We start from the raw sequence: 23335 nt of genomic DNA on the forward strand, positions 1-23335 counted from the left end.
TTGCCGGAACGTCCCATTCGCCTGTTCGGCGATCCCGTCCTGAAGACCGTCTCGAGCCCCGTCGACCTCGTCGACGACCGCGTCCGATCCCTCGTCGAAGACCTCGTCGACAGCGTCCGGCTACCCGGGCGCGCGGGCGTCGCGGCCCCCCAGATCGGCGTGAACCTCCGTGTGTTCAGCTACAACGTCGACGGCGAGATCGGCTACATCATCAACCCGGTCCTCGTCGAGGTCACGGGCGATCCGGAGCTCGTCGACGAGGGCTGCCTCTCGGTCCCCGGGCTCTGGCACAAGACGCCGCGGCATCCGTTCGCCCGCGTCCGCGGGATCGACCTCGAGGGGAACGAGATCGAGCTCGCCGGCGAGGGGCTCATGGCGCAGGCGCTGCAGCACGAGACCGACCACCTCGACGGCGTGCTCTACCTCGATCGCCTCGAGAAGGACGAGCGTCGCGCGGCGATGCGTGCCGTGCGCGAATCCGACTGGTTCTGATTCCCCGGCGCAGCCCGCACGACGCAGCGTCGTCGACGGCATGACGGCGAGACGACGGATGCCCCACGGCGCGAGCCGCGGGGCATCCGTCTCGAGGTCGGGTCAGCTGATGATCGAGTGGCCCTCGGTCGCCGGAGCGCCCGAGTAGAGGCCGTCGATCTCGCCGGAGAAGTCCTCGAGGATGACGTTGCGCTTGATGCTCATCTTCGGCGTGAGGTGACCGCTGTCCTCCGTGAACTCGATCGGGAGGATCACGAACTTCCGGATCGACTCGGCGCGCGACACGTTCTCGTTCGCGGCGTCGATCGCGCGCTGCACCTCGGCGAGCACCACGGGGCTCTTCGCTGCCTCGTCGACGCTCATCCCGGCGTCCTCCCCGTGGTTGTTCAGCCACACCGGGAGCATCTCGGGATCGAGCGTGACGAGTGCCGAGATGAACGGCTTCTGGTCGCCGACGACGACGACCTGGCCGACCAGCGGGTTCGCGCGGATCGGGTCCTCGAGGGCGGCGGGGGCGACGTTCTTGCCGCCGGCCGTCACGATGATCTCCTTCTTCCGCCCGGTGATGGTGAGGAAGCCGTCGGAATCGAACTCGCCGACGTCGCCCGTCTTGAACCACTCGCCGTCGAAGGTGTCGGCCGTGGCCTCGGGGTTCTTCCAGTACTCCTTGAAGACGTTGATGCCCTTGACCTGGATCTCGCCGTCGTCGGCGAGGCGCAGCGACACGCCCGGCAGCGCCGGCCCGACGGTGCCGATCTTGGACCGGTGGGCGAGGTTGACGGTCGCCGGTGCGGTGGTCTCGGTGAGGCCGTAGCCCTCGAGGATGGTGATGCCGAGCGCGTGGTAGAAGTGCCCGAGTCGGGGGCCGAGCGGGGCGGAGCCCGAGACCGCGTACTTGACGTTCCCGCCCATCGCCGCGCGCAGCTTCGAGAAGACGAGGCGATCGAACAGCGCGAACTTCAGTCGGAGCCCGAGCGGGATCTTCCCACCGGCCTCCTGCGCGGTCGAGTACGCGACCGCCGTCTCGGCCGCGGCGTGGAAGATCTTGCCCTTGCCGCCGGCCTCGGCCTTCTGCTCCGACACGTTGTAGACCTTCTCGAACACCCGCGGCACGGCGAGCAGGAAGGTCGGCTTGAAGCTCCCGAGCGAGGGGAGGAGCTGCTTGGTGTCGGGCTGGTGGCCGACGCGGACGCCCGCGTGCACGCAGAGGACGGAGATGAACCGGGCGAAGATGTGCGCGGTGGTGATGAACAACAGGGTCGAGGCGCCGTTCGGGTCGAGCACGACCTCTTCGAGCGCGACCGCCGAGTTGCGGCAGAGCTCGACGAAGTTCGCGTGGGTGAGCACGCAGCCCTTGGGCTTGCCCGTCGATCCGGACGTGTAGATCAGCGTGGCGATGTCGGAGCCGACGGCGAGGTTGCGGCGTCGCTCGATCTCGTCGTCGGGAACCTCGGTGCCCGACGACGAGAGCTTGTCGAGGTCGCCGAGGTCGATCTGCCAGACGTTGCGGATCGCGGGGAGGTCGGGGTGCACCTCGTCGAACCGCGCGAAGTGGTCCGCCGTCTCGAGGATGACCGCGATCGCGCCGGAGTCGCCGAGGTTCCAGCGCACCTGGGCGGGCGAGCTCGTCTCGTACACGGGAACGAGGATCGCGCCGGCGAACCACGCCGCGAAGTCGATCAGCGTCCACTCGTAGCGGGTCTTGCTCATCAGCCCGATCTTGTCGCCGGGCCGGATGCCCGCCGCGACGAAGCCCTTCGCCAGGCGCACGACCTGCTCGTGGAACTCGCGCGTGGTGACCGGGCTCCAGCCGCCGTCGGCGGTCGGCAGGGAGAAGAGCACCGAGTCGGGCGTCGCCTTGACCCGGTCGACCAGGAGGTCGGTGGTGTTCGCGTCGGGGTCGGCGGGGACCAGGGGCGCGGTGGTGAACTCGATCACGGTAGCTCCTTCGGCACCGGGAGGGTCGCACGGGTTCGGGGTCGCACGACCACAGCTGTGGGGTTGACTACACTCTAGTCGGTGCAGCGGGGACCAGACCGGCTGTTCACACCCACTCATCCCGGCGAAAGGCGTTCGACGTGCACGCGATCGGCATCGACATCGGCGGCACCAAGATCGCGGGCGCCGTGGTCGACGAGCTCGGCGGCATCGTCCGCTCGGCCCGGGTCCCGACGCCGGTCGACACCGCAGCGCTCGAGGACGCGGTCGTCGCGATGATCGGCGAGCTCGCGGGCGGCGAGCGCATCGAGGCGGTCGGCGTCGCCGCGGCCGGCTTCATCGACGCCGCGCAGTCCACCGTGTACTACGCGCCCAACATCGACTGGCGCAACGAGCCCTTCCGCGAGAAGCTCGAGGCGCGCGTCGGCGGCAGCGTCGTCGTCGAGAACGACGCGAACGCCGCAGGTTGGGCGGAGTTCCGCTTCGGTGCCGGGCGCATGGTGAGCGACATGGTCATGCTGACGATCGGCACGGGGGTCGGCGGTGCGATCGTCGCCGGCGACCGGCTCTTCCGCGGCGGGTTCGGCGCGGGGGCCGAGCTCGGGCACCTCCGCCTGGTGCCGAACGGCGTGGCCTGCGGGTGCGGCCAGCACGGATGCCTCGAGCAGTACGGCTCCGGCCGTGCGCTCATGCGCATGGCGAACGAGATCGCCGACGCCGGCGGCATCGGGCAGAACCTCGCTCGGGCGCGGGAGGAGCACGGCGCGCTCGACGGCACGATCGTGGGCGGGCTGATCGCCGCCGAGGACCCCGGCGCGGTCGCCGCGCTGCGGCAGCTCGGGCGCTGGCTCGGCGAGGCGTCCGCGAGCCTGTCGGCGGTCCTCGACCCACAGCGCTTCGTGTTCGGCGGCGGGGTCGCGGTCGCGGGGGAACTGCTGCTCGCGCCCATCCGCGAGTCGTTCCTCGAGCACCTCCCGGCGCGCGGCTACCACCCGGAACCCGACTTCGTGATCGCCGAACTCGTCAACGACGCCGGCGTCGTCGGCGCTGCCGACCTCGCACGGGTCTGGGTCGAGGAGCACGCCTGACGCCTCCGGCGATAGGCTTGCCGGGCAGCGGGACGAGACGGAGGACCTGGGTGTTCTACTGGATCATGAAGCACATCGTCGTGGGGCCGATCCTCCTCTCGATCTTCCGCCCGTGGGTCGTCGGCCTCGAGCGGGTGCCCAAGGACGGCCCCGTCATCCTCGCGTCGAACCACCTCTCCTTCATCGACTCGATCTTCCTGCCGCTCGTCGTCGACCGGCCCGTCGTGTTCCTCGCGAAGAGCGAGTACTTCACCGGCAAGGGCCTCAAGGGCTGGGCGACGCGCATGTTCTTCCAGGCGGCCGGCCAGCTGCCGATCGACCGCTCGGGCGGCAAGGCCTCCGAGGCATCGCTGAACACCGGCCTGCGCGTGCTCGGCGAAGGGCGCATCCTCGGCATCTACCCCGAGGGCACCCGGAGCCCGGACGGCAAGCTCTACCGGGGTCGCACGGGCGTCGCCCGGATGGTCCTCGAGGCCGGCGTGCCGGTCGTGCCGGTGGCGATGATCGGGACCGCCGAGATCATGCCGATCGGCACGCGGCTGCCCAAGGTGCGGCGCGTCGGCATCGTGTTCGGCGAGCCGCTCGACTTCTCGCGCTTCCACGGCATGGAGGGCGACCGCTTCGTGCTCCGATCGGTGACCGACGAGCTCGTGTACGACCTCCGGGCGCTGAGCGACCAGGAGTACGTGGACGTGTACGCCAGCACGCTCCGGGAGCAGCGCGCCGCCCAGACGACGTCGGGGTAACGCGTCGTCGCCCCACGGTAGGCTGGACCCACGGCGTCGCGACGTGCGGCGCCCGCTCCGTTTCAGCGCCGCGTGCGCCCGAACCCCCAGGACAGTCCAGTGGTACAGCTCGTCGAGCCGGTCGTGAATGCAGATCCCTCCGTGATTGCCGGCCTCGACTATTGGCGCACGCTGCCGATCAAGCAGCAGCCGAGCTGGCCCGACGCCGAGGCCGCGCACGCGGCATCCGCCGAACTCGCCACGCTCCCACCGCTCGTGTTCGCCGGCGAGGTCGACATGCTGCGCGACCGCCTCGCGGCGGCGTCGCGCGGCGAGGCGTTCCTGCTCCAGGGCGGCGACTGCGCCGAGACCTTCGCGGGGGCGACCGCCGACCAGATCCGCAACCGGGTGAAGACCGTCCTGCAGATGGCGGTCGTGCTCACGTACGGCGCGTCGATGCCGGTCGTGAAGATGGGGCGGATGGCGGGCCAGTTCGCCAAGCCGCGTTCGAGCGACACCGAGACCCGCGGCGGCGTCACGCTGCCGGCGTACCGCGGCGACATCGTCAACGGCTACGACTTCACGCCCGAGTCGCGCGCGGCCGACCCGTCGCGCCTGCTGCAGGGCTACCACATGGCCGCGTCCACGCTGAACCTCATCCGCGCGTTCACGCAGGGCGGCTTCGCCGACCTGCGCCAGGTGCACGCGTGGAACCAGGGCTTCGCCGCCAACCCCGCGAACGCCAGGTACGAGAAGCTCGCCCGCGAGATCGATCGCGCGGTGAAGTTCATGGACGCCTGCGGGGCCGACTTCGACGAGCTGCGCCGGACCGAGTTCTACACGGGCCACGAGGGCCTGCTCATGGACTACGAGCGCCCGATGACCCGCATCGACTCGCGCACCGGCACCCCGTACAACACGTCGGCCCACTTCATCTGGATCGGCGAGCGCACCCGCGAGCTCGACGGCGCGCACGTCGACTTCCTGTCGCGCGTGCGGAACCCGATCGGCGTGAAGCTCGGCCCCACGACGACGCCGGAGGTCATGCTGGAGCTCGTCGAGAAGCTCGACCCGAACCGCGAGCCGGGACGCCTCACGTTCATCACGCGCATGGGCGCCGGCAAGATCCGGGACTCGCTCCCGCCGCTGCTCGAGGCGATCACGAGGGCCGACGCGAACCCGCTGTGGGTCACCGACCCGATGCACGGCAACGGCATCACGACGCCCACCGGATACAAGACGCGTCGCTTCGACGACGTGGTCGACGAGGTCAAGGGCTTCTTCGAGGCGCACCGCGCCGCGGGCACGCACCCGGGCGGCATCCACGTCGAGCTCACCGGCGACGACGTGACCGAGTGCCTCGGCGGCTCCGAGCACATCGACGAGGACACCCTGGCCACTCGCTACGAGTCGCTCTGCGACCCGCGCCTGAACCACATGCAGTCGTTGGAGCTCGCGTTCCTGGTCGCGGAGGAGCTCGCGACGCGCTGATCGCGGATCGACGCCGACGGGCGGTCGGGCATGACGGATGCCGCGGCCGCCCGTTCCGCGTCCGAGGCGCCGGCGCGTCGGCGCCACGCGCGACGGCCGATCAGAGCGTGAGGGATCCGACGATGCGTACGCTGCTGCCGCGCGGGGCGAGTTCGCTCGCCGCGGGCGCCTGCTCCTTCACGGTCGCGAGCGGCAGGAAGAGGTCGGGGAGCTCGTAGGCGACCGAGAATCCGGCGGCCTCGAGCTCGACGATCGCGTCGGACATGGTCTTGCCGACGACGTTCGGCACCTCGACGGGCGCCGGTCCCTTCGACACCGTCAACCGCACCGTGTCGCCGGGGTTCATGGGGTCGTCGAGCCACTCCGCGGTGATGACGGAGTCGACCGGGACGGCGTCGTCGTAGGCGGGATCGGCGAACTCGATCTTCAGGCCCGCGCCGTCGAGCCGGGACTGCGCCTCCCCGACCGCGAGGCCCTCGACCGGCGGCACCGGGCCGACCGAGACGACGAGCGTCAGCTTGCCGAGCTCCGCGTACTCGCCGCCCACGGCCGCACCGTCGGCGTCGAGCACCGCGAGGACCAGGCCTTCCGCGACGTCCGCGGAGAACTGCGTCCGGCTCTCCTCGGCGACGCTGAAGTCGGTCAACTGCGCACGGGCATCGGCCTCGGGCTGGCCCACGACGTCGGGAACGGGCAGGATCTGCGGCCCGGTCGAGACGAACATGGTCACGATCGATCCGCGGCGCGCGAGGTCGCCGGCCGGGGGATCGGTGCCGATGACCTGGCCCGCGGGCACGACGGGGTCGTTGCGGTCGACGGGCTCGACGCCGAAGCCGGCCTCCTCGAGCGCCTGCGTCGCGTTCTGGGGCAGCATCTCCGAGGTGGCGGGGATGCTCGCGAGCGCGCCCGGCCCTGCGCCGAAGTACCACCCCGTGCCGACCGAGAGGCCGGTCAGCAGCAGCACGAGTGCGAGCAGCCAGTACCCCCGGTTGCGTCGGCGGTTCGCGGACTGCTCGAGCACCCCTGCGTCGTCGTCGCCCTCGTCGACCGCCGTCGCGACGACCGCGCCGGCCGGAGCGAGCACCCGGGTCTCGGCGGTCGGCACGTCGGTGCCCGTGCCGATGACGAGGGTGTCGTGCATCGCCGTCTGCCGGCGTCCCGGGGTCAGGTCGGGTTCGATCTCGCGGAGGCGGTCGAGCATGATCCGCGCATCCGCCGGGCGCTGGTCGGGATCGCGCGACGTGGCCCAGAGCACGAGCGCGTCGAGTCCGGGCGGGACGGACGGCGTCCGCGTGCTCGGCGCGGGGACCGAGTCGTTGGCGTGCTGGTAGGCGATCTGCATCGGCGCCTCGCCGACGTAGGGCTGCTCGCCCGTCAGCATCTCGTACGCCATGATTCCGAGCGCGTAGATGTCGCTGCGGGCGTCGGCGACGCCTCGCGTGACGAGCTCGGGGGAGAGGTAGGCGATGGTCCCGAGCAGCGCCTGCCCCGTCGCGGTGTTCGCGCTCGCAGCGCGCGCGAGGCCGAAGTCGCCGAGCTTGATGCGACCGTCGTCGGCGAGCAGGACGTTCTCGGGCTTGAGGTCGCGATGGACGATCCCGGCCTTGTGCGCGGCCGCGAGGCCCGAGAGCACGGCGTCGAGGATGTCGACGGTCTGCTCGGGAGTGAGCCGCTTGTAGTCCTTCAGCAGGTCGCGCAGCGTGATGCCGGGAAGGTACTCCATGACGAGGTACGCCATGTCGGCGTCCTGTCCCTGGTCGAACACGTTCACCACGTTCGGGTGCGCCAGGCGTGCGGCCGAGCGCGCCTCCTGCACGAACCGGGTCTTGAACGTGTTGTCGTCGGCGAGGTGGCCGTGCATGACCTTGATCGCCACCCGCCGCTCCAGGCGGAGGTCGGTCGCGAGGTAGACCGTCGCCATCCCGCCTCGCGCGATACGCGAGCGCACCTGGTACCGGCCGTCGACGAGACGGCCGATCATCGGGTCCGCGGGCGGGGCTGTGGTCACCGTACGAGTGTACGAAGTGGCATATGCCGTTCGGTGAACAAACGCCGGGACCTTCGGGATCGAAACGGCATCGTGACGAACGGACGGAGCCCTCCGTTCAGCCGAGTTCGTCGAGCCACCGGCGCGCCGACGACTCCCACTTCGCGTAGTGCTTCGGGTGGGCGCTGCGCTGCACCGCCTGCGCGGCATCCGTCACCGACATCCCGTCCCAGCCGGGGATGTCGAGCAGTCCGGGCGTCCGGCCGTCGTTCGGGGTCGTCGGCCCGCCGTAGAAGGCCGTCGCGGCCCGGACGGGGTCGAGCACCTCGTCGCGGGTGCCCCAACCCTGGCTGGGGCGCTGCTGGAAGAGCCCGAGCGAGTCGCGGTCGCCGTGCCGGACGTTGCGGAGGCCGGACTCCTGCGCGGCAGCGGCGAGGGCGATCACGATGGCCCGATCGGGGATCCCGAGGGACCGCCCCACGTCGACGATGACCCGGGCGTTCGCCCGCATCTCCTCGTCGAGGCGCACGTCGAGCGCCGCGACGTTCGACGCTTCGACCATCGCTGCCCGGACGACGATGCGCTGGTCGGGGACGATGACGCTCGACGCGGTCAGCCCGTTGAGCTCGAGGAGCCGATCGAGCCCGACGCCGTACCGCTCGCCGATCCCGATGAGGGTGTCGCCTTCGACGACGACGTGCGACTGCCCCGGCGTCGGTGCCGGTTCGGGTGCCGATGACGGGTCGGCGGATGGCTCGGCGCGCCCTGCGCCGGGGATCGTGATCGCCTGTCCGGGGAAGATGAGGCTCGCGCGACCGAGTCCGTTGGCGCTGAGCAGGACCTCGACGTCGAGGCCGTACTCGGCGGCGATCGCGATCATGGTGTCGCCCGGCGCGACGATGTGCCTCGCGATGCCGGCGTCCGGAGTCGCGACGACGGCCGGCGTGCCGCCGGGCAGCGCGAGGCGCTGGCCGGGGAAGATCAGGCTGGACCAGCTGAGCCCGTTCTCGGCGAGCACCTCGGCGGTGGAGAGTCCGTATCGTCCGGCGATCGCGCTCACGGTGTCGCCCTGCGCGACGACCACCTCGTGCGGGATCGAGGCGGCGGCAGGCGCCGTCTGGCGGGGCGTCGGCGCGCCGCGCGTCTCCTTCGCCTTCGGCTGGCGTTTCACGGTCTGCGGTGCGGCGTCAGCGGGCTGGGTGATCCCGAGGGTGACGGCGACCGCGCCGACGACCGCGACCGGGACGGTCAGGAGCCGGCGGACGCCGATCCTCCGGAGCCTCGGGGACCGATCGCCCGACCCCGGCGCGCCCCCCGCGGGCTCGTCATCCCGGTACTGCCTCATGTTCCCCCTCCGCCTGCGAGCGGATGCCGTCACGGTCTCACGGCCGAGATGGCGAGTCAATCTCATCGCCGCGAGTCGCGCAGCGCGGGTCCGGCGGTTCCGACGGGAGCCCCTTCGTGGCAGGCTGGTGCCGTGACCGACGTCGAACAGACCGAGTGGCTGACCGTTCCCGAGCTCGTCGAACGCCTGGGCCAGAGCCCGGGACGGATCCGGCGTCTCATCGACGACCGGCACCTCCTCGCGGCGCGCATCGACGGAGTGCTGAAGGTGCCCGCGGCCTTCCTCCGCGACGATGCGCCGCTGCCCGAACTGCACGGAACGGCGATCGTCCTCGCCGATGCGGGATTCTCGGACGACGAGGCACTCGCGTGGTTCCTCGCCGAGGAGGACAGCCTCGGCACGACGCCGATCGCGGCGCTCAGGGCCGGACGCAAGTCCGAAGTGCGGAGGGTCGCCCAGGCGCTGGCGTGATCGACCCGCGGGTCAGCTCTCGCGGCGCGTGACGGCGCGAGCGAGGTCGGTGAGGTCTCGGACCGCCTCGCCGTCCAGGTCGCCCGACCCGAGCGCGGCCAGGGCGCGGTCCGTGTTCGACGCGATCTCGGCCTCGACCTCGTCGACGGCGCCGCATGCGCGGATCGTGTCCTGCAGCATCCGTACCTGCGCGGCGTCGAGGGTGGGGTCGCCGAGCAGCTCGTCGAGCAGCCTGCGCTGTCCGGTCGACAGTCGTTCGCGGGCGATCGCGACCAGCACCGTGCGCTTGCCCTCGCGCAGGTCGTCCCCGGCCGGCTTGCCGGTGACCGCGGGATCGCCGTAGACGCCGAGGAGGTCGTCGCGCAGCTGGAACGCGATGCCGAGCGGGAGCCCGAACGCCCGCAGCGACTCGATCTGGGGCGTCGCGCCGCCGGCGATGGCGCCGCCGATGACGAGCGGTGCCTCGATGCTGTACCTCGCGGACTTGTGGACGACGACCCGCTCGGCACGGGAGCGCTGCTCCGCCTCGGGATGCGCGAGCCAGGCGCGCTCCTCGAGGATGTCGAGGTACTGGCCGACGGTGACCTCCGTGCGCATCCGGTTGAACTCGAGGCGGGTCTCGCGGGAGGCCGCCGGGTCGCGGAGGGCGGCGAGTCCCTCGTCGAGCAGTTCGTCGCTCCAGCCGAGCAGCAGGTCGCCGAGCAGGATCGCGGTCGCCCGCCCGTACTCCTCGGCGTGGCCGGCCCAGCGGCCGTCGCGGTGCTGCGCCTCGTAGACGCGGTGGGCGGCCGGCGCTCCGCGGCGCGTGTCGGAGTTGTCGATCAGGTCGTCGTGGACGAGCGCTGCCGCGTGGAAGACCTCGAGCGCCGCGCTGGCGGACACGACGGCGTAGCGCTCGGCGGTGGCACCGGCGGACTGCTCCCGTCGACTCCCGCGGACGGCATCGAACCCGAGGCTGCAGAACCGCGCCCGGAAGCGCTTGCCTCCGCTGAGAAACCGCTTCGAGAATGCCGCCAGCGGGTCGAGGTCGTCGCTGATCGAGCGGAGAATGGTTGCACGGTCGGCGAGGAACTCCTCGAGGCGTTCGTTCACCGCATCGACGAGTCGGGGAGCAAGGGCCACCCGCCTAGCCTAGCGAGGCCGCGGAGGACTAGAATGGCGTCACGAAGCGTCGGTCCCGAGAACTGAGGGGAATGAGATGCCGCTTTCGGAGCAGGAGCAGCGCCTTCTCGAGGAGATGGAGCGGAACCTCTACAAGAACGACGCCGACTTCGTCGCGACCGTCGGAGGTGCCGGGCGCGGACGCCCGAACTACCGGGCCATCGTGCTCGGCGTGCTGCTCGCCGTCGCCGGCGCCGGCGCCCTCATCGGCGGCGTCGCCTCCCAGATCACGGTCATCGGGGTGCTCGGCTTCGCGCTGATGTTCGTGGGCGTCCTGGTCGCCATCACCCCGTCGAAGCGCCGCGGCTCGGCCGCCACGCCGATGCCCGGTACGGGCGGGTCGTCGAAGCCGGCCAAGCCGCAGGCCGGCTTCATGGACCGACTGAACGAGCGCTGGGACCGCCGACAGGAGGGTCGCGACTGACCGTCGCGCGCCACTGACCGGAACCGACTGACGGGCTGATCTCGGATCAGCCCGTTCTTCGTGTGCGCGCTTGCCCCGCGGATGACGGCGTTCGACGGACGGTCCTCCACCGGGACGCGCCGCACCCCTCCACTTCCCGCCACCGCGGCATGCGAGGGGTCGGTCGCGCCCCCGTCGCACCCTGAGTCGGCCCTTCCGGGTGCGGAATGGTGCTTCTCCCGGCCTCGGTACGCCCCCGCGCCATCCACTTCCCTCCACCTGCGAGAAGCCTGAGAATCCGGGCCTGCACTGAGTCCGAAGGGGTGAAAACGGAGGAATGTCGTTGTTCAGTGGAGGGTAGTGGAGTAAAGTGGGGACCGCACCTGGTTCCTGGCCGGAGGATGGGGGTGACGTGATGTTCCTCGGAAGCTACGAACCGAAGCTCGATGAGAAGGGTCGCGTCATTCTTCCGGCGAAGTTCCGGGATGAGTTGTCGAACGGCCTCGTGCTCACGCGAGGTCAGGAGCGCTGCATCTACGTGTTCAGCGCGCGGGAGTTCGAGGACATGAGCGAGAAGATCCGCCAGGCCCCCGTCACGAGCAAGCAGGCGCGCGACTACATGCGCGTCTTCCTCTCCGGGGCCTCTGCGGAGACCCCCGACAAGCAGCATCGGGTCACCATCCCAGCGAACCTCCGCGCGTATGCGGGGCTCGACCGAGACCTGACGGTCATCGGAGCGGGGAGCCGGGTGGAGATCTGGGATGCGACGGCGTGGCAGACGTACCTCGCCGAGCAGGAGGCGGCCTTCGCGGAGACGGCGGAGGAGGTGATCCCCGGACTCTTCTGAGTCCCCGGGCCCCGACTCCCAGCCGTGCGAGCCTGCTGCACTTCCCCGCAGCAGGACGAACGGATGGGGATCGGGACCCGGAGGCCCGGAAGGAGGGAGATTCATGGACATCGAACGGATCCACACCCCGGTGATGCTCGAGCGCACGCTCGAGCTCCTGGCACCGGCGCTCGAACGCGAGGGCGCCGTGTACGTCGATGCGACGCTCGGCATGGGCGGGCACTCGCGCGCGGTGCTCGAGCGCTTCCCGAACGCGATCGCCGTCGGCCTCGACCGCGACACCGACGCGATCGCGATCGCGGAGGAGCGCCTCACCGCGTTCGGCGACCGGGCCCGGTTCGTGCACACCGTCTACGACGGCATCGCCGAGGCCGTGCACGGCGAGGGGTTCGCAGAGGTCGACGCGATCCTGTTCGACCTCGGCGTCTCCTCCCTCCAGCTCGATCGCGCGGAGCGCGGGTTCGCGTACGCGAAGGACGCGCCGCTCGACATGCGCATGGACTCCACGCGCGGCAGGACGGCGGCCGACGTCATCGCGGAGTACTCGGAGGACGACCTTCGCCGGATCTTCCGCGACTACGGCGAGGAGAAGCTCGCCGCGCGGTACGCCCGAGCAATCGTTCGCGCGCGCGCCGAGTCGCCGATCACCCGCTCGGGCCGGCTCGTCGAGGTGCTGCACGACGCGACCCCGGCTGCCGTGCAGCGTGCGGGGCATCCCGCCAAGCGCGTCTTCCAGGCGCTCCGGATCGAGGTCAACGAGGAGCTCTCGGTGCTCGAGCGGGCCCTGCCCGCGGCGCTCGACCTCGTCGCAGTGGGCGGCCGGATCGTCGTGCTGTCCTACCAGTCGCTCGAGGATCGCCTGGTCAAGCGCGTCCTCGCCGCGGCATCCACCTCCACCGCTCCCGCAGGGCTGCCGATGGAGCTTCCGGAGCACCGCCCGCAGTTCCGGCTCCTCGTCCGAGGCGCCGAGCTCGCGAGCGAGTCCGAGCAGGCGGAGAACCCGCGTGCGAAGCCGGTGCGCCTGCGCGCCGCGGAACGAGTGAGGAGGCCGTCGTGAGCGCACTGCCGGCCCAGACCCGACCCGCCAGGCGGTGGGCGCCGACCGCGGCGCCCCGGCTCCGCCCGGCCCCCGAGCCGGGCGCGCGTCGCGCGCGTCCGCGGCTCGCCTATGCCGTCGTCGCACTCGCCTCGATCGGTGCGATCGCGGTGGTCCAGCTGCTGCTGTCGATCGCGATGACCCAGGGCGCGTACGAGATGGACGAGCAGCTCCTCCGGCAGGGCGAACTGCAGCGCGAGCAGCAGAAGCTCTCCGACGACCTCGATCGACTGGAGTCGCCGCAGTTCCTCGCGGCCAACGCCGAGGCGCTCGGCATGGTCCCGAACGCCGCCCCGGTGTACCTCCGGCTCTCCGACGGCGCGGTGCTCGGAGACCCGACCGCGGCGGCCGGAGCAGCGCCCTCGTCGACCGCCCTCGTGCCCAATGCCCTGATCGACGGCGTGCCGCTCGTGACGGAGCGCGGCGCGGGGGAGACTGCGAAGGGCGGGGAGGGGAAGCCCGCGACGCCCGCGGACGGCACGCCTGCCGCTCCGCCGGCGCTGACGGGCGGTCTTCCCACGCCGGCGACGCACTGACGCGGCAGCCGCACCACCACCCGACGCCGGACGGAGCGAACCAGCCGATGAACCGAGTGAGCCGCCACCCGATGCGCCGCATCGTCGCCGCGGGGTTGGCCCTCGTGCTGATCGTCGGCTGGTTCGTCGTGCGGCTCGTCGACATCCAGGTCGTGCGCGCCGCCGAGCTCAACGAGGCCTCGAAGGACGTGCGGTCCGAGACCCGGGTGATCTACGGCGAGCGCGGCGAGATCCTCGACGCCGAGGGCACCGTGCTCGCGGAGAGCGCGATGCGGTACAACATCACGATCTCGCCGAAGCAGGCGATGGCGACGGAGTCGTTCGAACGCACCGGGTCCGACGGCGAGGAGACCGACGTGCCGCTCGACGACGCCCTCGGCGAACTGGGCGCGGTGATCGGCCGGACCGGTGGCGAGCTGCGCACGCAGATCGAGGGCGAGCTGGCGAAGGATCCGGGCGCCGACTTCTCCTATGTCGCGAAGCGGGTCGACACCGACGTGTACGAGCAGGTGAAGGCGCTGCGCATCCCCTTCGTCTACTCGGAGGAGGTGCCGAGCCGGCGGTACCCGAACGGCGCGGTCGCCGGCAACCTGCTCGGCTTCGTCACCGACGAAGGCGAGCCGGGCGCTGGCCTGGAGTACTCGGAGGATGCGTGCCTCGCGAGCGAGGACGGTGAGATGACCTGGTTGCACAGCCTGAAGGACTGGGTCGCGATCCCCGGTTCCGAGGTCGTCAACACGACCGCGCACGACGGCGGCGACCTGCAGCTCACGATCGACGCCGACCTGCAGTACTTCGTGCAGCGCATCGCCGCCGCGCGCGTCGCCGAGACCGGTGCCGACTGGGCCACCGTCACGGTGATGGAGGCGAAGACGGGCAAGCTGCTCGCGGTCGCCGACGTCCCGACGGTCGATCCGAACTCGCCGAGCTCGGCCGACGCCTCGGACCGCGGCTCGCGCGCCTTCTCGGCACCGTTCGAGCCCGGGTCGACCTTCAAGGCGCTGACGTCCGCGTCGGTCATCGACGCGGGCGAGGGGTCCCCGACGAGCGGGGTCACGGCCGACTACCGGTACCTCCCGCCGAACGGCGCGAACATCAACGACAGCCACTACCACGGCCCGACGAACTACACGATGACGGGGATGCTCATCGATTCCTCGAACACCGCGATGTCGATGTTCGGCGAGAAGGTGAGCGACGAGCGCCGCTACCAGGACATGCGCGACTTCGGCCTCGGCGAGGTGTCCGAAGTCGGGTTCGCGGGGGAGGAGCCGGGCGACCTCCACGGCGGACCGGACGGTTGGGACAACCAGACCAAGTACGCGACGATGTTCGGCCAGGGCCTGACGACGACGGCGATCCAGATCACGAGCGCCTACCAGACGCTCGCCAACGGCGGCGTGCGCATGCCGGTGACGCTCGTCGACGGGTGTCGCCACGCGGACGGCACCGTCACCGAGGCGCCGGCCGACGAGGGGCGGCGCGTGGTGTCCGAGAAGGCGGCGGACGAGACGAGCCGGATGCTCGAGCAGGTCTACCTGAACGGCTGGCTGGCCGACCAGTGGGAGATCCCCGGGTACCGCGTCGCCGCCAAGACGGGAACGGCGCAGGTGCCCGACGGCAACGGCGGGTACCAGTCGGGCTACCTCGTGTCGGTATCGGGCTTCGCGCCGGTGGACGACCCCGAGTTCGTCGTTTCGGTCAGCATCATGAACCCCGTTAAGATGAACTCGTCCGCCGCATCGGCTCCCGTCTTCCAGCAGGTGATGAGCCAGGTGCTCAAGAAGTATCGGACCGTTCCGTCCGGCGCCCAGGCGCCCGAGTTGCCAGCCACCTGGTGAGAAAGTTGGGTTCGTGACCGGATCGCCTCCCACGGCACTCCGGCCGCAGCACCCGAGTCCCCGATCGCTCCGCGGCCTCGCGGATGCGTTCGGATTCGAGGTGCGCGGCGGGATCGACGACCTCGACGTGACCGGCGTCGCGATCGCCTCGGGCGCCGTCGACGGCGGCGACCTGTACGTGGGCGTGCCCGGTCGCCACGCGCACGGGGCCGACTACGTCGCCCAGGCCGCGGCGAACGGCGCCGTCGCGCTGCTCACGGACGCCGCGGGCGCCGAGCGTGCGGTCGACGCCGGGATCCCCGTGCTCGTCACCCACGACGCGCGAGCCGCGCTCGGCGAGGTCGCGGCATGGATCCACCGCACGGCCGAGAATCCGGCGGCGCTGTTCGGCGTCACCGGCACGAACGGCAAGACGAGCGTCGTCTACCTGCTCTACGCGGTGCTCCGGCAGCTCGGCGTCACCGCCGGGCTCACGTCGACCGCCGAGCGTCGCATCGGCGACGAGGCGGTGACGAGCTCGCTCACGACCCCCGAGGCGAGCGAGCTGCATGCGCTGCTCGCGCGCATGCGAGAGGTCGACGTGCGTGCCGTGGGCATCGAGGTCTCCGCGCAGGCGCTCAGCCGCCACCGGGTCGACGGCATCGTGTTCGACGTGGTCGGCTTCACGAACCTCTCGCACGACCATCTCGACGACTACACGTCGATGGTCGAGTACTTCGACGCCAAGCGCGAGCTGTTCACGCCGGATCGGGCCCGTCGCGGCGTCGTCACGGTGGACTCCGAGTGGGGCGAGCGCCTCGTCGCGGAGTCGCGCATCCCGGTCGCGACCCTGGCGACCGAGCCCGGCGTGGACGCCGACTGGCACCTGGAGGTGCTCGAGGAGACCCCGATCCGGACCGCGTTCCGGCTCGAGGGGCCCGGCGGTCGATCGCTCGAGACCGGCATCCCGCTCATCGGCCGGTACAACGCCGCGAACGCGGCCCTCGCGATCGTGATGCTCGTCGAGGCGGGATACGACCTCGACCTGATCGCCGCGACGGTCGGCGAGCAGGGCATCGACGCCTACATTCCGGGCCGGACCGAGCGCGTCTCGGGCGAGCGCGGCCCGGTGGTCTACATCGACTACGGCCACACGCCCGACGCGTTCGCGCAGGCGCTCGAGGCGATCCGCCGCACCACCGAGGGGCGCGTCGTGATGGTCTTCGGCGCCGACGGCGACCGCGACACGACGAAGCGCGCCGACATGGGGGCGATCGCGGCGCGCGGCGCCGACGTGCTGGTCATCACCGACTTCCACCCCCGGTGGGAGGACCCGGCGGCCATCCGCGCCGCGCTCATCGCCGGCGCGAGGGCCGCCGTGCCCGATCGCGAGATCCACGAGATCGCCGACCAGCGCGCCGCGTTCCGGCGCGCGCTCGCGCTCGTCGGCGAGGGCGACGCCGTCCTCTACGCGGGGCCCGGCCACGAGGACTACCAGGAGGTCGCCGGAGTGAAGCATCCGTACTCGGCCCGGGACGACGCCCGGCTCGCACTGCAGGAAGCGGGGTGGCTCGAATGATCGCGCTGACCATGTCCGAGATCGCGGCGGCGACCTCGGGACGGTTCGAGCCGGCCGGGACCGACGCGTCGCCCGAGACGGTCGTCGGCGGCGCCGTCACCACCGACTCGCGCGAGGTCGAGCCGGGCGGGATCTTCGTCGCCAAGCGCGGCGAGTTCGACGACGGGCACCGCTTCGCACCCGCCGCGGTCGCGCAGGGTGCGTCGCTCCTCGTCGTCGAGCACCTCCTCGACCTCCCCGTCGCCCAGATCGTCGTCGAGGACTCCGTCGACGCGCTCGGCGGCCTCGCGACGGAGGTCGTCCGGCGCGTGCGCGCGCTCGGTCGCCTGCGGATCGTCGGCGTGACCGGCTCGAACGGCAAGACGACCACCAAGAACCTGCTGCGCACCGTCCTCGAGCAGGTCGGCCCGACGGTAGCCGCCCGGAAGAGCTACAACAACGAGGTCGGTGCGCCGACGACCATGCTCGAACTCACCGAGGAGACCGAGTTCCTGGTCGCCGAGATGGGCGCGTCGGGCGTCGGCGAGATCGCGCGACTGATCCGGATGGCCCGCCCCGACGTGGGCATCGTCCTGAAGGTCGGCCTCGCCCACGCCGGCGAGTTCGGCGGCATCGAGAAGACCGTCCAGGCCAAGTCCGAGATGGTCACCGACCTGCTGCCGACGGATGTCGCGGTGCTGAACGCGGACGACCCGCGAGTGGTGCCCATGGCCGATCGGACGGCCGCCCGGGTCGTGTGGTTCGGGCTCGGCGAGGGCGCGGACGTCCGCGCCGGCGAGCTCGTCGTGCACCCGCAGGGCACCGAGTTCACGGTCACCGCGCCCGACGGGGAGTCCGCGCGCGTGCGCTTCTCCGTGCTCGGCGAGCATCACGTCATGAACGCGCTCGCCGCGACATCCGCCGCACTCGAACTCGGCGTGCCGCTGGCCACGATCGTCGCGGGCCTCGAGCGCGTCACGCTCGCCGAGCAGTGGCGCATGCAGGTCATGGGCGGCCGCGACGACATCACCGTGATCAACGACGCGTACAACGCGAGCCCCGACTCGATGGCGGCGGCGCTGAAGACGCTCGCGCAGGTGAAGCGGCCCGGCGCGCGCACCATCGCGGTGCTCGGCGAGATGAGCGAGCTCGGCGAGTTCTCGGGCGAGGAGCACGACCGCATCGGCCTGCTCGCGGTCCGACTCGGCATCTCGCAGCTCGTGGTCGTGGGGGAGGGCGCGCGTCGCCTGCACATCACGACGATCAACGAGGGCTCGTGGGACGGCGAGTCGGCGTACGTCGAGACGGCCGACGAGGCGTTCGACCTGGTGACCGGGATGGCCCGACCGGGGGACACGGTGCTCGTGAAATCGTCGAACTCGGCGGGCCTCCGCCACCTCGGCGACCGACTGGGAGAATGGTTCGCGTGAGAGCACTTCTGACCGCCGGAGCCCTGTCGCTCTCGTTCACCCTGTTCCTGACACCGCTGTTCATCCGGCTGTTCACGCGACTCGGGTGGGGCCAGTTCATCCGCGACGACGGTCCGAAGACGCACCACGTGAAGCGGGGCACGCCCACGATGGGCGGCATCATCTTCATCCTGGGCACCCTGTTCGGGTACTTCATCGCGACGACCCTGGTGGGGGACGGACCGACCGCCTCCGGGCTGCTCGTGCTGTTCATGATGGTCGGACTCGGCCTCGTCGGATTCCTCGACGACTTCCTGAAGACGCGCAAGAAGCAGAGCCTCGGGCTCGGCGGCTGGGCGAAGATCGCCGGCCAGACCCTCGTCGCCGCCGTCTTCGCCCTGCTCGCGCTGCAGTTCCCGAACGCCGAGGGGGCCACGCCGGCCTCGACGAAGATCTCGTTCATCCGCGACCTGCCGCTCGACTTCATGGTCCTCGGCACGGTCGTCGGAATCATCGCCTACGTCGTCTGGATCGTGCTCATCACCGCGGCCGCCTCGAACGGCGTGAACGTCACCGACGGGCTCGACGGCCTCGCCTCCGGCGCATCGATCCTCGCGATCGGCTCGTTCATCATCATCGGCTTCTGGCAGTTCAACCAGTCGCGGTTCAGCGAGAACCTCAACCCGAGCGACCTGTACCGCAGCTACGACGTGCGCGACCCGCTCGACCTCGCGATCGTGGCCACCGCGATCGTCGGTGCCGTGGTCGGATTCCTCTGGTGGAACACGAATCCCGCGCACATCTACATGGGCGACACCGGATCCCTCGCGCTCGGCGGCGCGCTGGCGGCGCTCGCGGTGACCAGCCAGACCGAGCTGCTGCTGCTCATCATCGGCGGCCTCTTCGTCATCGAGGCCGGGTCGGTCATCGTCCAACGCGCGTACTTCAAGGTCACGGGCGGCAAGCGGATCTTCCTGATGAGCCCGATCCACCACCACTTCGAGCTGAAGGGGTGGGCGGAGGTCACGATCGTGGTCCGCTTCTGGATCATCGGCGGCCTCTTCGTCGCGGCGGGCGTGGGTGCGTTCTACTTCGAATGGCTGCAGAGTTGACGGATGCCGCGGCCGGGGCCGCACGCCTCGAAGGGCTGACCAGCTGGCACGCCGACGGATGGCGCGACCTCCGCGTCGCCGTCCTCGGGCTCGGCGTGACGGGGTTCGCCGTGGCCGACACCCTCGCCGAGCTCGGTTCGCGGGTGACGGTGTACGCGGCCTCGCCGGACGACGAGCGCGCTCGCATCCTCGACGTGATCGGGGTCGACTTCGTGGTGCACCCGCTCGATCCCGTGCCCGACGAGCTCGCGGCATCCGCCCCCGACCTCGTGGTGGTCTCGCCGGGATTCCGACCGGACCACCCCGTGCTCCGGTGGGCGGCGTCGACGGGCGTGCCCGTCTGGGGCGACATCGAGCTGGCGTGGCGCGTGCGCGACAAGGTGATGGCGTCCGAGTGGATGCTCGTCACGGGCACCAACGGCAAGACGACGACCGTGCAGCTGGCCGCGACGCTGATCGCGGCGGGCGGGGTGCGCGTGGCGCCGTGCGGCAACATCGGCGTGCCCGTGCTCGACGCGGTCCGCGACCCGGCGGGGTACGACGTCCTCGTCGTCGAGCTCTCGAGCTTCCAGCTCCACCACCTGCCGACGAGCGGTCCCGGCGCGGTGCACCCGGTCGCGAGCGTCTGCCTCAACCTCGCCGACGATCACTACGACTGGCACGGTTCGCCGGGGGCGTACCGTGACGCCAAGGCGAAGGTCTACGCCAACACGAAGGTGGCGTGCGTGTACAACCGCGCCGACGAGGCGACGCGTTCGATGGTCGAGGACGCGGAGGTCGAGGAGGGCGCGCGTGCGATCGGGTTCGGCCTGGACACCCCGGGACCGAGCGACTTCGGCGTGGTGGACGGCATCCTCTGCGACCGGGCGTTCCTCGAGGACCGGCGGACCGCGGCGCTCGAGCTCACCACGCTCGAGGAGCTCGAGCCGCAGGGCCTCGCCGTCCCGCACGTCGTCGCCAACATCCTCGCGGCCGCCGCGCTCGCGCGCTCGATCGACGTCCCGGTCGCCGCGATCCACGACGCGCTCGCGGGCTTCCGGCTCGATGCGCACCGCATCCAGACGGTCGCGACGGCGGGCGGCATCCGCTGGATCGACGACTCGAAGGCGACGAACCCGCATGCGGCCGAGGCGTCGCTGCAGGCGTTCGGCCCGGTCGTCTGGATCGTCGGCGGGTTGTTGAAGGGGGTCGACGCCGACGCGCTCGTGGCGCGCCACGTTCCGCGACTCCGCGCGGCGGTGGTGATCGGCGCCGATCGTGCGGCGCTCGTCGAGGCGTTCCGCCGACACGCGCCCGGACTGCCGCTCCTCGAGGTGGAGACGGATGACACTGAGAGCGTGATGCCCGACGCGGTCGCCCTCGCGGCCTCGGTCGCAGAGGAGGGGGACACCGTGCTCCTCGCGCCCGCGGCGGCATCGATGGACCAGTTCGCGGACTACGCCGACCGCGGCCGGCGCTTCCACGAGGCCGTCCGCGACCGGCTCGGAGAGGAGGGGCATGACCAGCCCGCCTCGGACGACCCGCCCGGCCAAGCGGACTGAGCCGACCGGGCTCGCCGCCCGGATCCGACTCGGTGCGTTCCGACCCGAGTCGAAGGACTACTTCCTGCTCCTCGGCACGGTGCTCTTCCTCGTCGTGCTCGGCCTGGTCATGGTGCTCTCGTCCTCCCAGGTCGAGTCCGCGCTGGCGAACGACGGCGACTTCACCTCGCGCGCGGCGCAGCAGGCGACGTACGCCCTCATCGGGGTGCCCGTGATGCTGCTCGCCGGCCGGATGCCGGAGCGGTTCTGGATGCGGATCGCCTGGCTCGTGCTCGGGGTGGCCTGCATCCTCCAGCTGCTCGTCGTGGCCACGCCGCTCGGCGTCGAGGTCGGCGGCAACACGAACTGGTTGCGGCTCGGGCCCGTGCAGTTCCAGCCGTCCGAGCTCATCAAGGTCGCGCTCGTGCTCTGGCTCGGCCTCATCGTGACGAAGAAGCAGGACCACCTCGGCGACTTCGGCAAGGGCGTCATGCCCATCCTGCTCGTCGGGGGAGGGGCCATCGGGCTGGTGCTGCTCGGCGGCGACCTCGGGACGGTCATGGTGATGGCGGCGATGCTGCTCGGCACGCTCTTCCTGATCGGCGTGCCGCTGCGGCTGCTCGCGGTGCCCGTGCTGTTCGGCGCGGCGGCCTTCACGCTCGTGGCGGTCTCGAGCGAGAGCCGGATGCGCCGGATCACCGCGTTCCTCGAGGAGGACTGCGCGAGGTACAACCTCGGCGACTGCTGGCAGATCCAGCACGGCACGTTCGCGATGGCGAACGGCGGCGTCTTCGGCGTCGGCCTCGGCAATTCGGCGGCGAAGTGGTCGTGGCTGCCCGCCGCCGACAACGACTTCATCTTCGCGATCATCGGCGAGGAGCTCGGCCTCATCGGCGCCGTCGTCGTGATCGGGCTCTTCGTGGTGCTGGCCGTCGCGCTCGCCAGGGTCATGCGCTCGGCCGCGACCCCGTTCGGGCGCACGGTCGCCGCGGCGGTCCTCGTGTGGGTGGTCGGGCAGGCGTGTGTCAATATCGGTGTCGTGCTCGGCGTCTTCCCCGTCCTCGGTGTCCCCCTTCCGCTCGTGTCGGCCGGTGGCACCGCCCTCCTCACGACCCTCTTCGCGATCGGCGTCGTGCTCTCGGTCGCACGGGATCCGGGCGTGCCCGCCCGCGCGAACGCCAAGGCCCCCGCGCGTCGCACCTCGAAGGCGACCCGATCGCGATGACGACGTACCTCCTCGCCGGCGGCGGCACCGCCGGCCACGTGAACCCCCTGCTCGCCGTCGCGGATCGCCTGCGCGAGCGCGACCCGGAGGCGAGCGTGCTCGTGCTCGGGACCGCCGAGGGCCTCGAGTCCCGGCTCGTGCCCGCTCGCGGCTACGAGCTGCTCACGATCGAGAAGGTCCCGTTCCCGCGCCGGCCGAACGGGGCGGCGCTCCGCTTCCCGTCGCGGTTCCGACGCTCGATCGCCGACGTCCGCGCGATGATCGCCGCTCGCGGCGTCGACGTGGTCGTCGGCTTCGGCGGCTACGTGTCGACGCCCGCCTACCTCGCCGCGCGCGGCGCGGGCATCCCCGTCGTGATCCACGAGGCGAACGCGCGGCCCGGCCTCGCGAACCGGCTCGGCGCGCGATTCGCGGCACGCGTCGGCGTCGCCTTCGCGGGGACGCCGCTGCCGCACGCCGAGTTCGTCGGGATGCCGCTCCGGCGCGAGATCGAGGCCCTCGACCGCCGGGCGCAGCGCCCGGTGGCCGCCGAGTTCTTCGGACTCGATCCGGCGCGGCCGGTGCTGCTCGTCACGGGCGGCTCGCTCGGCGCCCGGCGCATCAACCGCACGACGGTCGACAGCGCCGCGACGCTCACGGGCACGGGCTGGCAGGTGCTCCACGTGACCGGTGCGAAGTCCGAGGTCGGCGACCCCGGCATCGCCGACTACCGGATGGTCGAGTACGCCGACCGCATGGACCTCGCGCTCGCGATCGCCGACGCCGCGGTCTCCCGGGCCGGGGCCGCGACCGTGAGCGAACTCTCCGCGCTCGGGATCCCCGCCGTCTACGTCCCCTACCCGGTCGGCAACGGCGAGCAGCGATTCAACGCGGCGGGCGTCGTCGAGGCCGGCGGCGGCATCCTCGTCGACGATGCCGACTTCCTGCCCGAGCAGGTCTCCCGCGAGGTGGTCCCGATGCTGGCCGATCGCGACCGACTCGAGCGGATGGCCCGCGCCGCGGCATCCGTCGGCGCCCTCGACGGCACCGACCGCATGATCGAACTCGTCGACGGCGCGCTGCGCCGCGACGGCACCCCCGGCGCCGCGGGCGCGTAACGTTGAACCGTCCG

The 23335-nt window shown here is 71.4% G+C and carries 20 protein-coding genes; 16 read left to right on the forward strand and 4 right to left on the reverse strand.

Going from position 1 to position 23335, the window contains the following annotated elements:
* Nucleotides 1-492, forward strand: coding sequence for a peptide deformylase (gene def / locus GLX25_RS06155; RefSeq protein WP_155841436.1), 492 nt, complete (start codon nucleotides 1-3; stop codon nucleotides 490-492).
* Nucleotides 493-594: 102 nt separating this feature from the next.
* Here the strand turns inward: def and GLX25_RS06160 are convergent, their stop codons facing one another.
* Nucleotides 595-2430, reverse strand: coding sequence for an AMP-dependent synthetase/ligase (locus GLX25_RS06160; RefSeq protein ID WP_271192452.1), 1836 nt, complete (start codon nucleotides 2428-2430; stop codon nucleotides 595-597).
* A 140-nt stretch (nucleotides 2431-2570) separates the two neighbouring features.
* Between GLX25_RS06160 and GLX25_RS06165 the strand changes: the two genes are divergently transcribed.
* The 3 genes from GLX25_RS06165 to GLX25_RS06175 all read left to right on the forward strand — a co-directional run bounded on the left by GLX25_RS06165 (nucleotide 2571) and on the right by GLX25_RS06175 (nucleotide 5734).
* On the forward strand, nucleotides 2571-3518 hold the full coding sequence (locus GLX25_RS06165) for an ROK family glucokinase (RefSeq protein ID WP_166548507.1): 948 nt from the start codon (nucleotides 2571-2573) through the stop codon (nucleotides 3516-3518).
* 50 nt (nucleotides 3519-3568) lie between these two features.
* Entirely contained in the window at nucleotides 3569-4264 is a 696-nt protein-coding gene (locus tag GLX25_RS06170) for a lysophospholipid acyltransferase family protein (protein WP_166548508.1), read from the forward strand.
* A 141-nt stretch (nucleotides 4265-4405) separates the two neighbouring features.
* Nucleotides 4406-5734, forward strand: a complete 1329-nt coding sequence (locus GLX25_RS06175) for a class II 3-deoxy-7-phosphoheptulonate synthase (protein WP_166548509.1) — start codon at nucleotides 4406-4408, stop codon at nucleotides 5732-5734.
* Nucleotides 5735-5834: 100 nt separating this feature from the next.
* On the opposite strand, the gene pknB is transcribed toward GLX25_RS06175, so the two are convergent.
* Together pknB and GLX25_RS06185 are read right to left on the reverse strand one after the other, a co-directional pair.
* Nucleotides 5835-7715 carry a Stk1 family PASTA domain-containing Ser/Thr kinase gene (gene pknB, locus GLX25_RS06180; RefSeq protein WP_155841512.1) on the reverse strand — a complete coding sequence of 627 codons (1881 nt, stop codon included), beginning with the start codon at nucleotides 7713-7715 and terminating at the stop codon, nucleotides 5835-5837.
* Between the two features lie 124 nt (nucleotides 7716-7839).
* Entirely contained in the window at nucleotides 7840-9066 is a 1227-nt protein-coding gene (locus GLX25_RS06185) for a LysM peptidoglycan-binding domain-containing protein (RefSeq protein ID WP_155841438.1), read from the reverse strand.
* A gap of 132 nt (nucleotides 9067-9198) precedes the next feature.
* On the opposite strand from GLX25_RS06185, the gene GLX25_RS06190 reads away from it, so the two are divergent.
* On the forward strand, nucleotides 9199-9537 hold the full coding sequence (locus tag GLX25_RS06190; protein ID WP_271192451.1) for an Rv2175c family DNA-binding protein: 339 nt from the start codon (nucleotides 9199-9201) through the stop codon (nucleotides 9535-9537).
* A 12-nt stretch (nucleotides 9538-9549) separates the two neighbouring features.
* On the opposite strand, the gene GLX25_RS06195 is transcribed toward GLX25_RS06190, so the two are convergent.
* Nucleotides 9550-10659, reverse strand: a complete 1110-nt coding sequence (locus GLX25_RS06195) for a polyprenyl synthetase family protein (RefSeq protein ID WP_166548511.1) — start codon at nucleotides 10657-10659, stop codon at nucleotides 9550-9552.
* 76 nt (nucleotides 10660-10735) lie between these two features.
* On the opposite strand from GLX25_RS06195, the gene GLX25_RS06200 reads away from it, so the two are divergent.
* The 11 genes from GLX25_RS06200 to murG all read left to right on the forward strand — a co-directional run bounded on the left by GLX25_RS06200 (nucleotide 10736) and on the right by murG (nucleotide 23321).
* A complete protein-coding gene (locus tag GLX25_RS06200) occupies nucleotides 10736-11122 on the forward strand; it encodes a DUF3040 domain-containing protein (RefSeq protein WP_155841439.1) in 387 nt (128 codons plus the stop codon).
* A 394-nt stretch (nucleotides 11123-11516) separates the two neighbouring features.
* Nucleotides 11517-11948: a division/cell wall cluster transcriptional repressor MraZ gene (gene mraZ / locus GLX25_RS06205; RefSeq protein ID WP_154344783.1), complete on the forward strand. Its 432-nt coding sequence runs from the start codon at nucleotides 11517-11519 to the stop codon at nucleotides 11946-11948.
* A 103-nt stretch (nucleotides 11949-12051) separates the two neighbouring features.
* Nucleotides 12052-13005 (forward strand): 16S rRNA (cytosine(1402)-N(4))-methyltransferase RsmH, encoded by a 954-nt coding sequence (gene rsmH / locus GLX25_RS06210; RefSeq protein WP_155841440.1) that lies wholly within the window; start codon nucleotides 12052-12054, stop codon nucleotides 13003-13005.
* Entirely contained in the window at nucleotides 13002-13580 is a 579-nt protein-coding gene (gene ftsL / locus GLX25_RS06215) for a cell division protein FtsL (protein ID WP_205719839.1), read from the forward strand. The genes rsmH and ftsL overlap by 4 nt, the downstream gene beginning before the upstream one ends.
* Nucleotides 13581-13636: 56 nt before the next feature.
* Entirely contained in the window at nucleotides 13637-15421 is a 1785-nt protein-coding gene (locus GLX25_RS06220; protein ID WP_166548512.1) for a peptidoglycan D,D-transpeptidase FtsI family protein, read from the forward strand.
* A 13-nt stretch (nucleotides 15422-15434) separates the two neighbouring features.
* Nucleotides 15435-16979, forward strand: coding sequence for a Mur ligase family protein (locus tag GLX25_RS06225; protein ID WP_166548513.1), 1545 nt, complete (start codon nucleotides 15435-15437; stop codon nucleotides 16977-16979).
* The gene (locus GLX25_RS06230; RefSeq protein ID WP_155841514.1) at nucleotides 16976-18388 is read left to right on the forward strand and encodes a UDP-N-acetylmuramoyl-tripeptide--D-alanyl-D-alanine ligase; all 1413 of its coding nucleotides are present in this window, start codon (nucleotides 16976-16978) and stop codon (nucleotides 18386-18388) included. The genes GLX25_RS06225 and GLX25_RS06230 overlap by 4 nt, the downstream gene beginning before the upstream one ends.
* Nucleotides 18385-19479, forward strand: a complete 1095-nt coding sequence (mraY, locus tag GLX25_RS06235; protein ID WP_166548514.1) for a phospho-N-acetylmuramoyl-pentapeptide-transferase — start codon at nucleotides 18385-18387, stop codon at nucleotides 19477-19479. Before GLX25_RS06230 ends, mraY begins: the two co-directional genes overlap by 4 nt.
* On the forward strand, nucleotides 19464-21020 hold the full coding sequence (gene murD / locus GLX25_RS06240) for a UDP-N-acetylmuramoyl-L-alanine--D-glutamate ligase (protein ID WP_155841443.1): 1557 nt from the start codon (nucleotides 19464-19466) through the stop codon (nucleotides 21018-21020). The genes mraY and murD overlap by 16 nt, the downstream gene beginning before the upstream one ends.
* Nucleotides 20977-22224, forward strand: a complete 1248-nt coding sequence (gene ftsW / locus GLX25_RS06245; protein ID WP_155841444.1) for a putative lipid II flippase FtsW — start codon at nucleotides 20977-20979, stop codon at nucleotides 22222-22224. Before murD ends, ftsW begins: the two co-directional genes overlap by 44 nt.
* Nucleotides 22221-23321 (forward strand): undecaprenyldiphospho-muramoylpentapeptide beta-N-acetylglucosaminyltransferase, encoded by a 1101-nt coding sequence (gene murG / locus GLX25_RS06250; RefSeq protein WP_155841445.1) that lies wholly within the window; start codon nucleotides 22221-22223, stop codon nucleotides 23319-23321. The genes ftsW and murG overlap by 4 nt, the downstream gene beginning before the upstream one ends.
* Nucleotides 23322-23335 lie beyond the last annotated feature (14 nt).

The sequence above is a fragment of the Agromyces luteolus genome (assembly GCF_009729855.1).
Taxonomy (GTDB): domain Bacteria; phylum Actinomycetota; class Actinomycetes; order Actinomycetales; family Microbacteriaceae; genus Agromyces; species Agromyces luteolus.

Coding starts and splice junctions, on each gene's coding strand:
- rsmH (WP_155841440.1), top strand. CDS start 12,052: ATGGACATCGAACGGATCCACACCCCGGTGATGCTCGAGCGCACGCTC.
- GLX25_RS06185 (WP_155841438.1), bottom strand. CDS start 9,066: ATGAGGCAGTACCGGGATGACGAGCCCGCGGGGGGCGCGCCGGGGTCG.
- murD (WP_155841443.1), top strand. CDS start 19,464: ATGGCTGCAGAGTTGACGGATGCCGCGGCCGGGGCCGCACGCCTCGAA.
- murG (WP_155841445.1), top strand. CDS start 22,221: ATGACGACGTACCTCCTCGCCGGCGGCGGCACCGCCGGCCACGTGAAC.
- ftsW (WP_155841444.1), top strand. CDS start 20,977: ATGACCAGCCCGCCTCGGACGACCCGCCCGGCCAAGCGGACTGAGCCG.
- GLX25_RS06230 (WP_155841514.1), top strand. CDS start 16,976: ATGATCGCGCTGACCATGTCCGAGATCGCGGCGGCGACCTCGGGACGG.
- pknB (WP_155841512.1), bottom strand. CDS start 7,715: ATGATCGGCCGTCTCGTCGACGGCCGGTACCAGGTGCGCTCGCGTATC.
- mraZ (WP_154344783.1), top strand. CDS start 11,517: ATGTTCCTCGGAAGCTACGAACCGAAGCTCGATGAGAAGGGTCGCGTC.
- GLX25_RS06200 (WP_155841439.1), top strand. CDS start 10,736: ATGCCGCTTTCGGAGCAGGAGCAGCGCCTTCTCGAGGAGATGGAGCGG.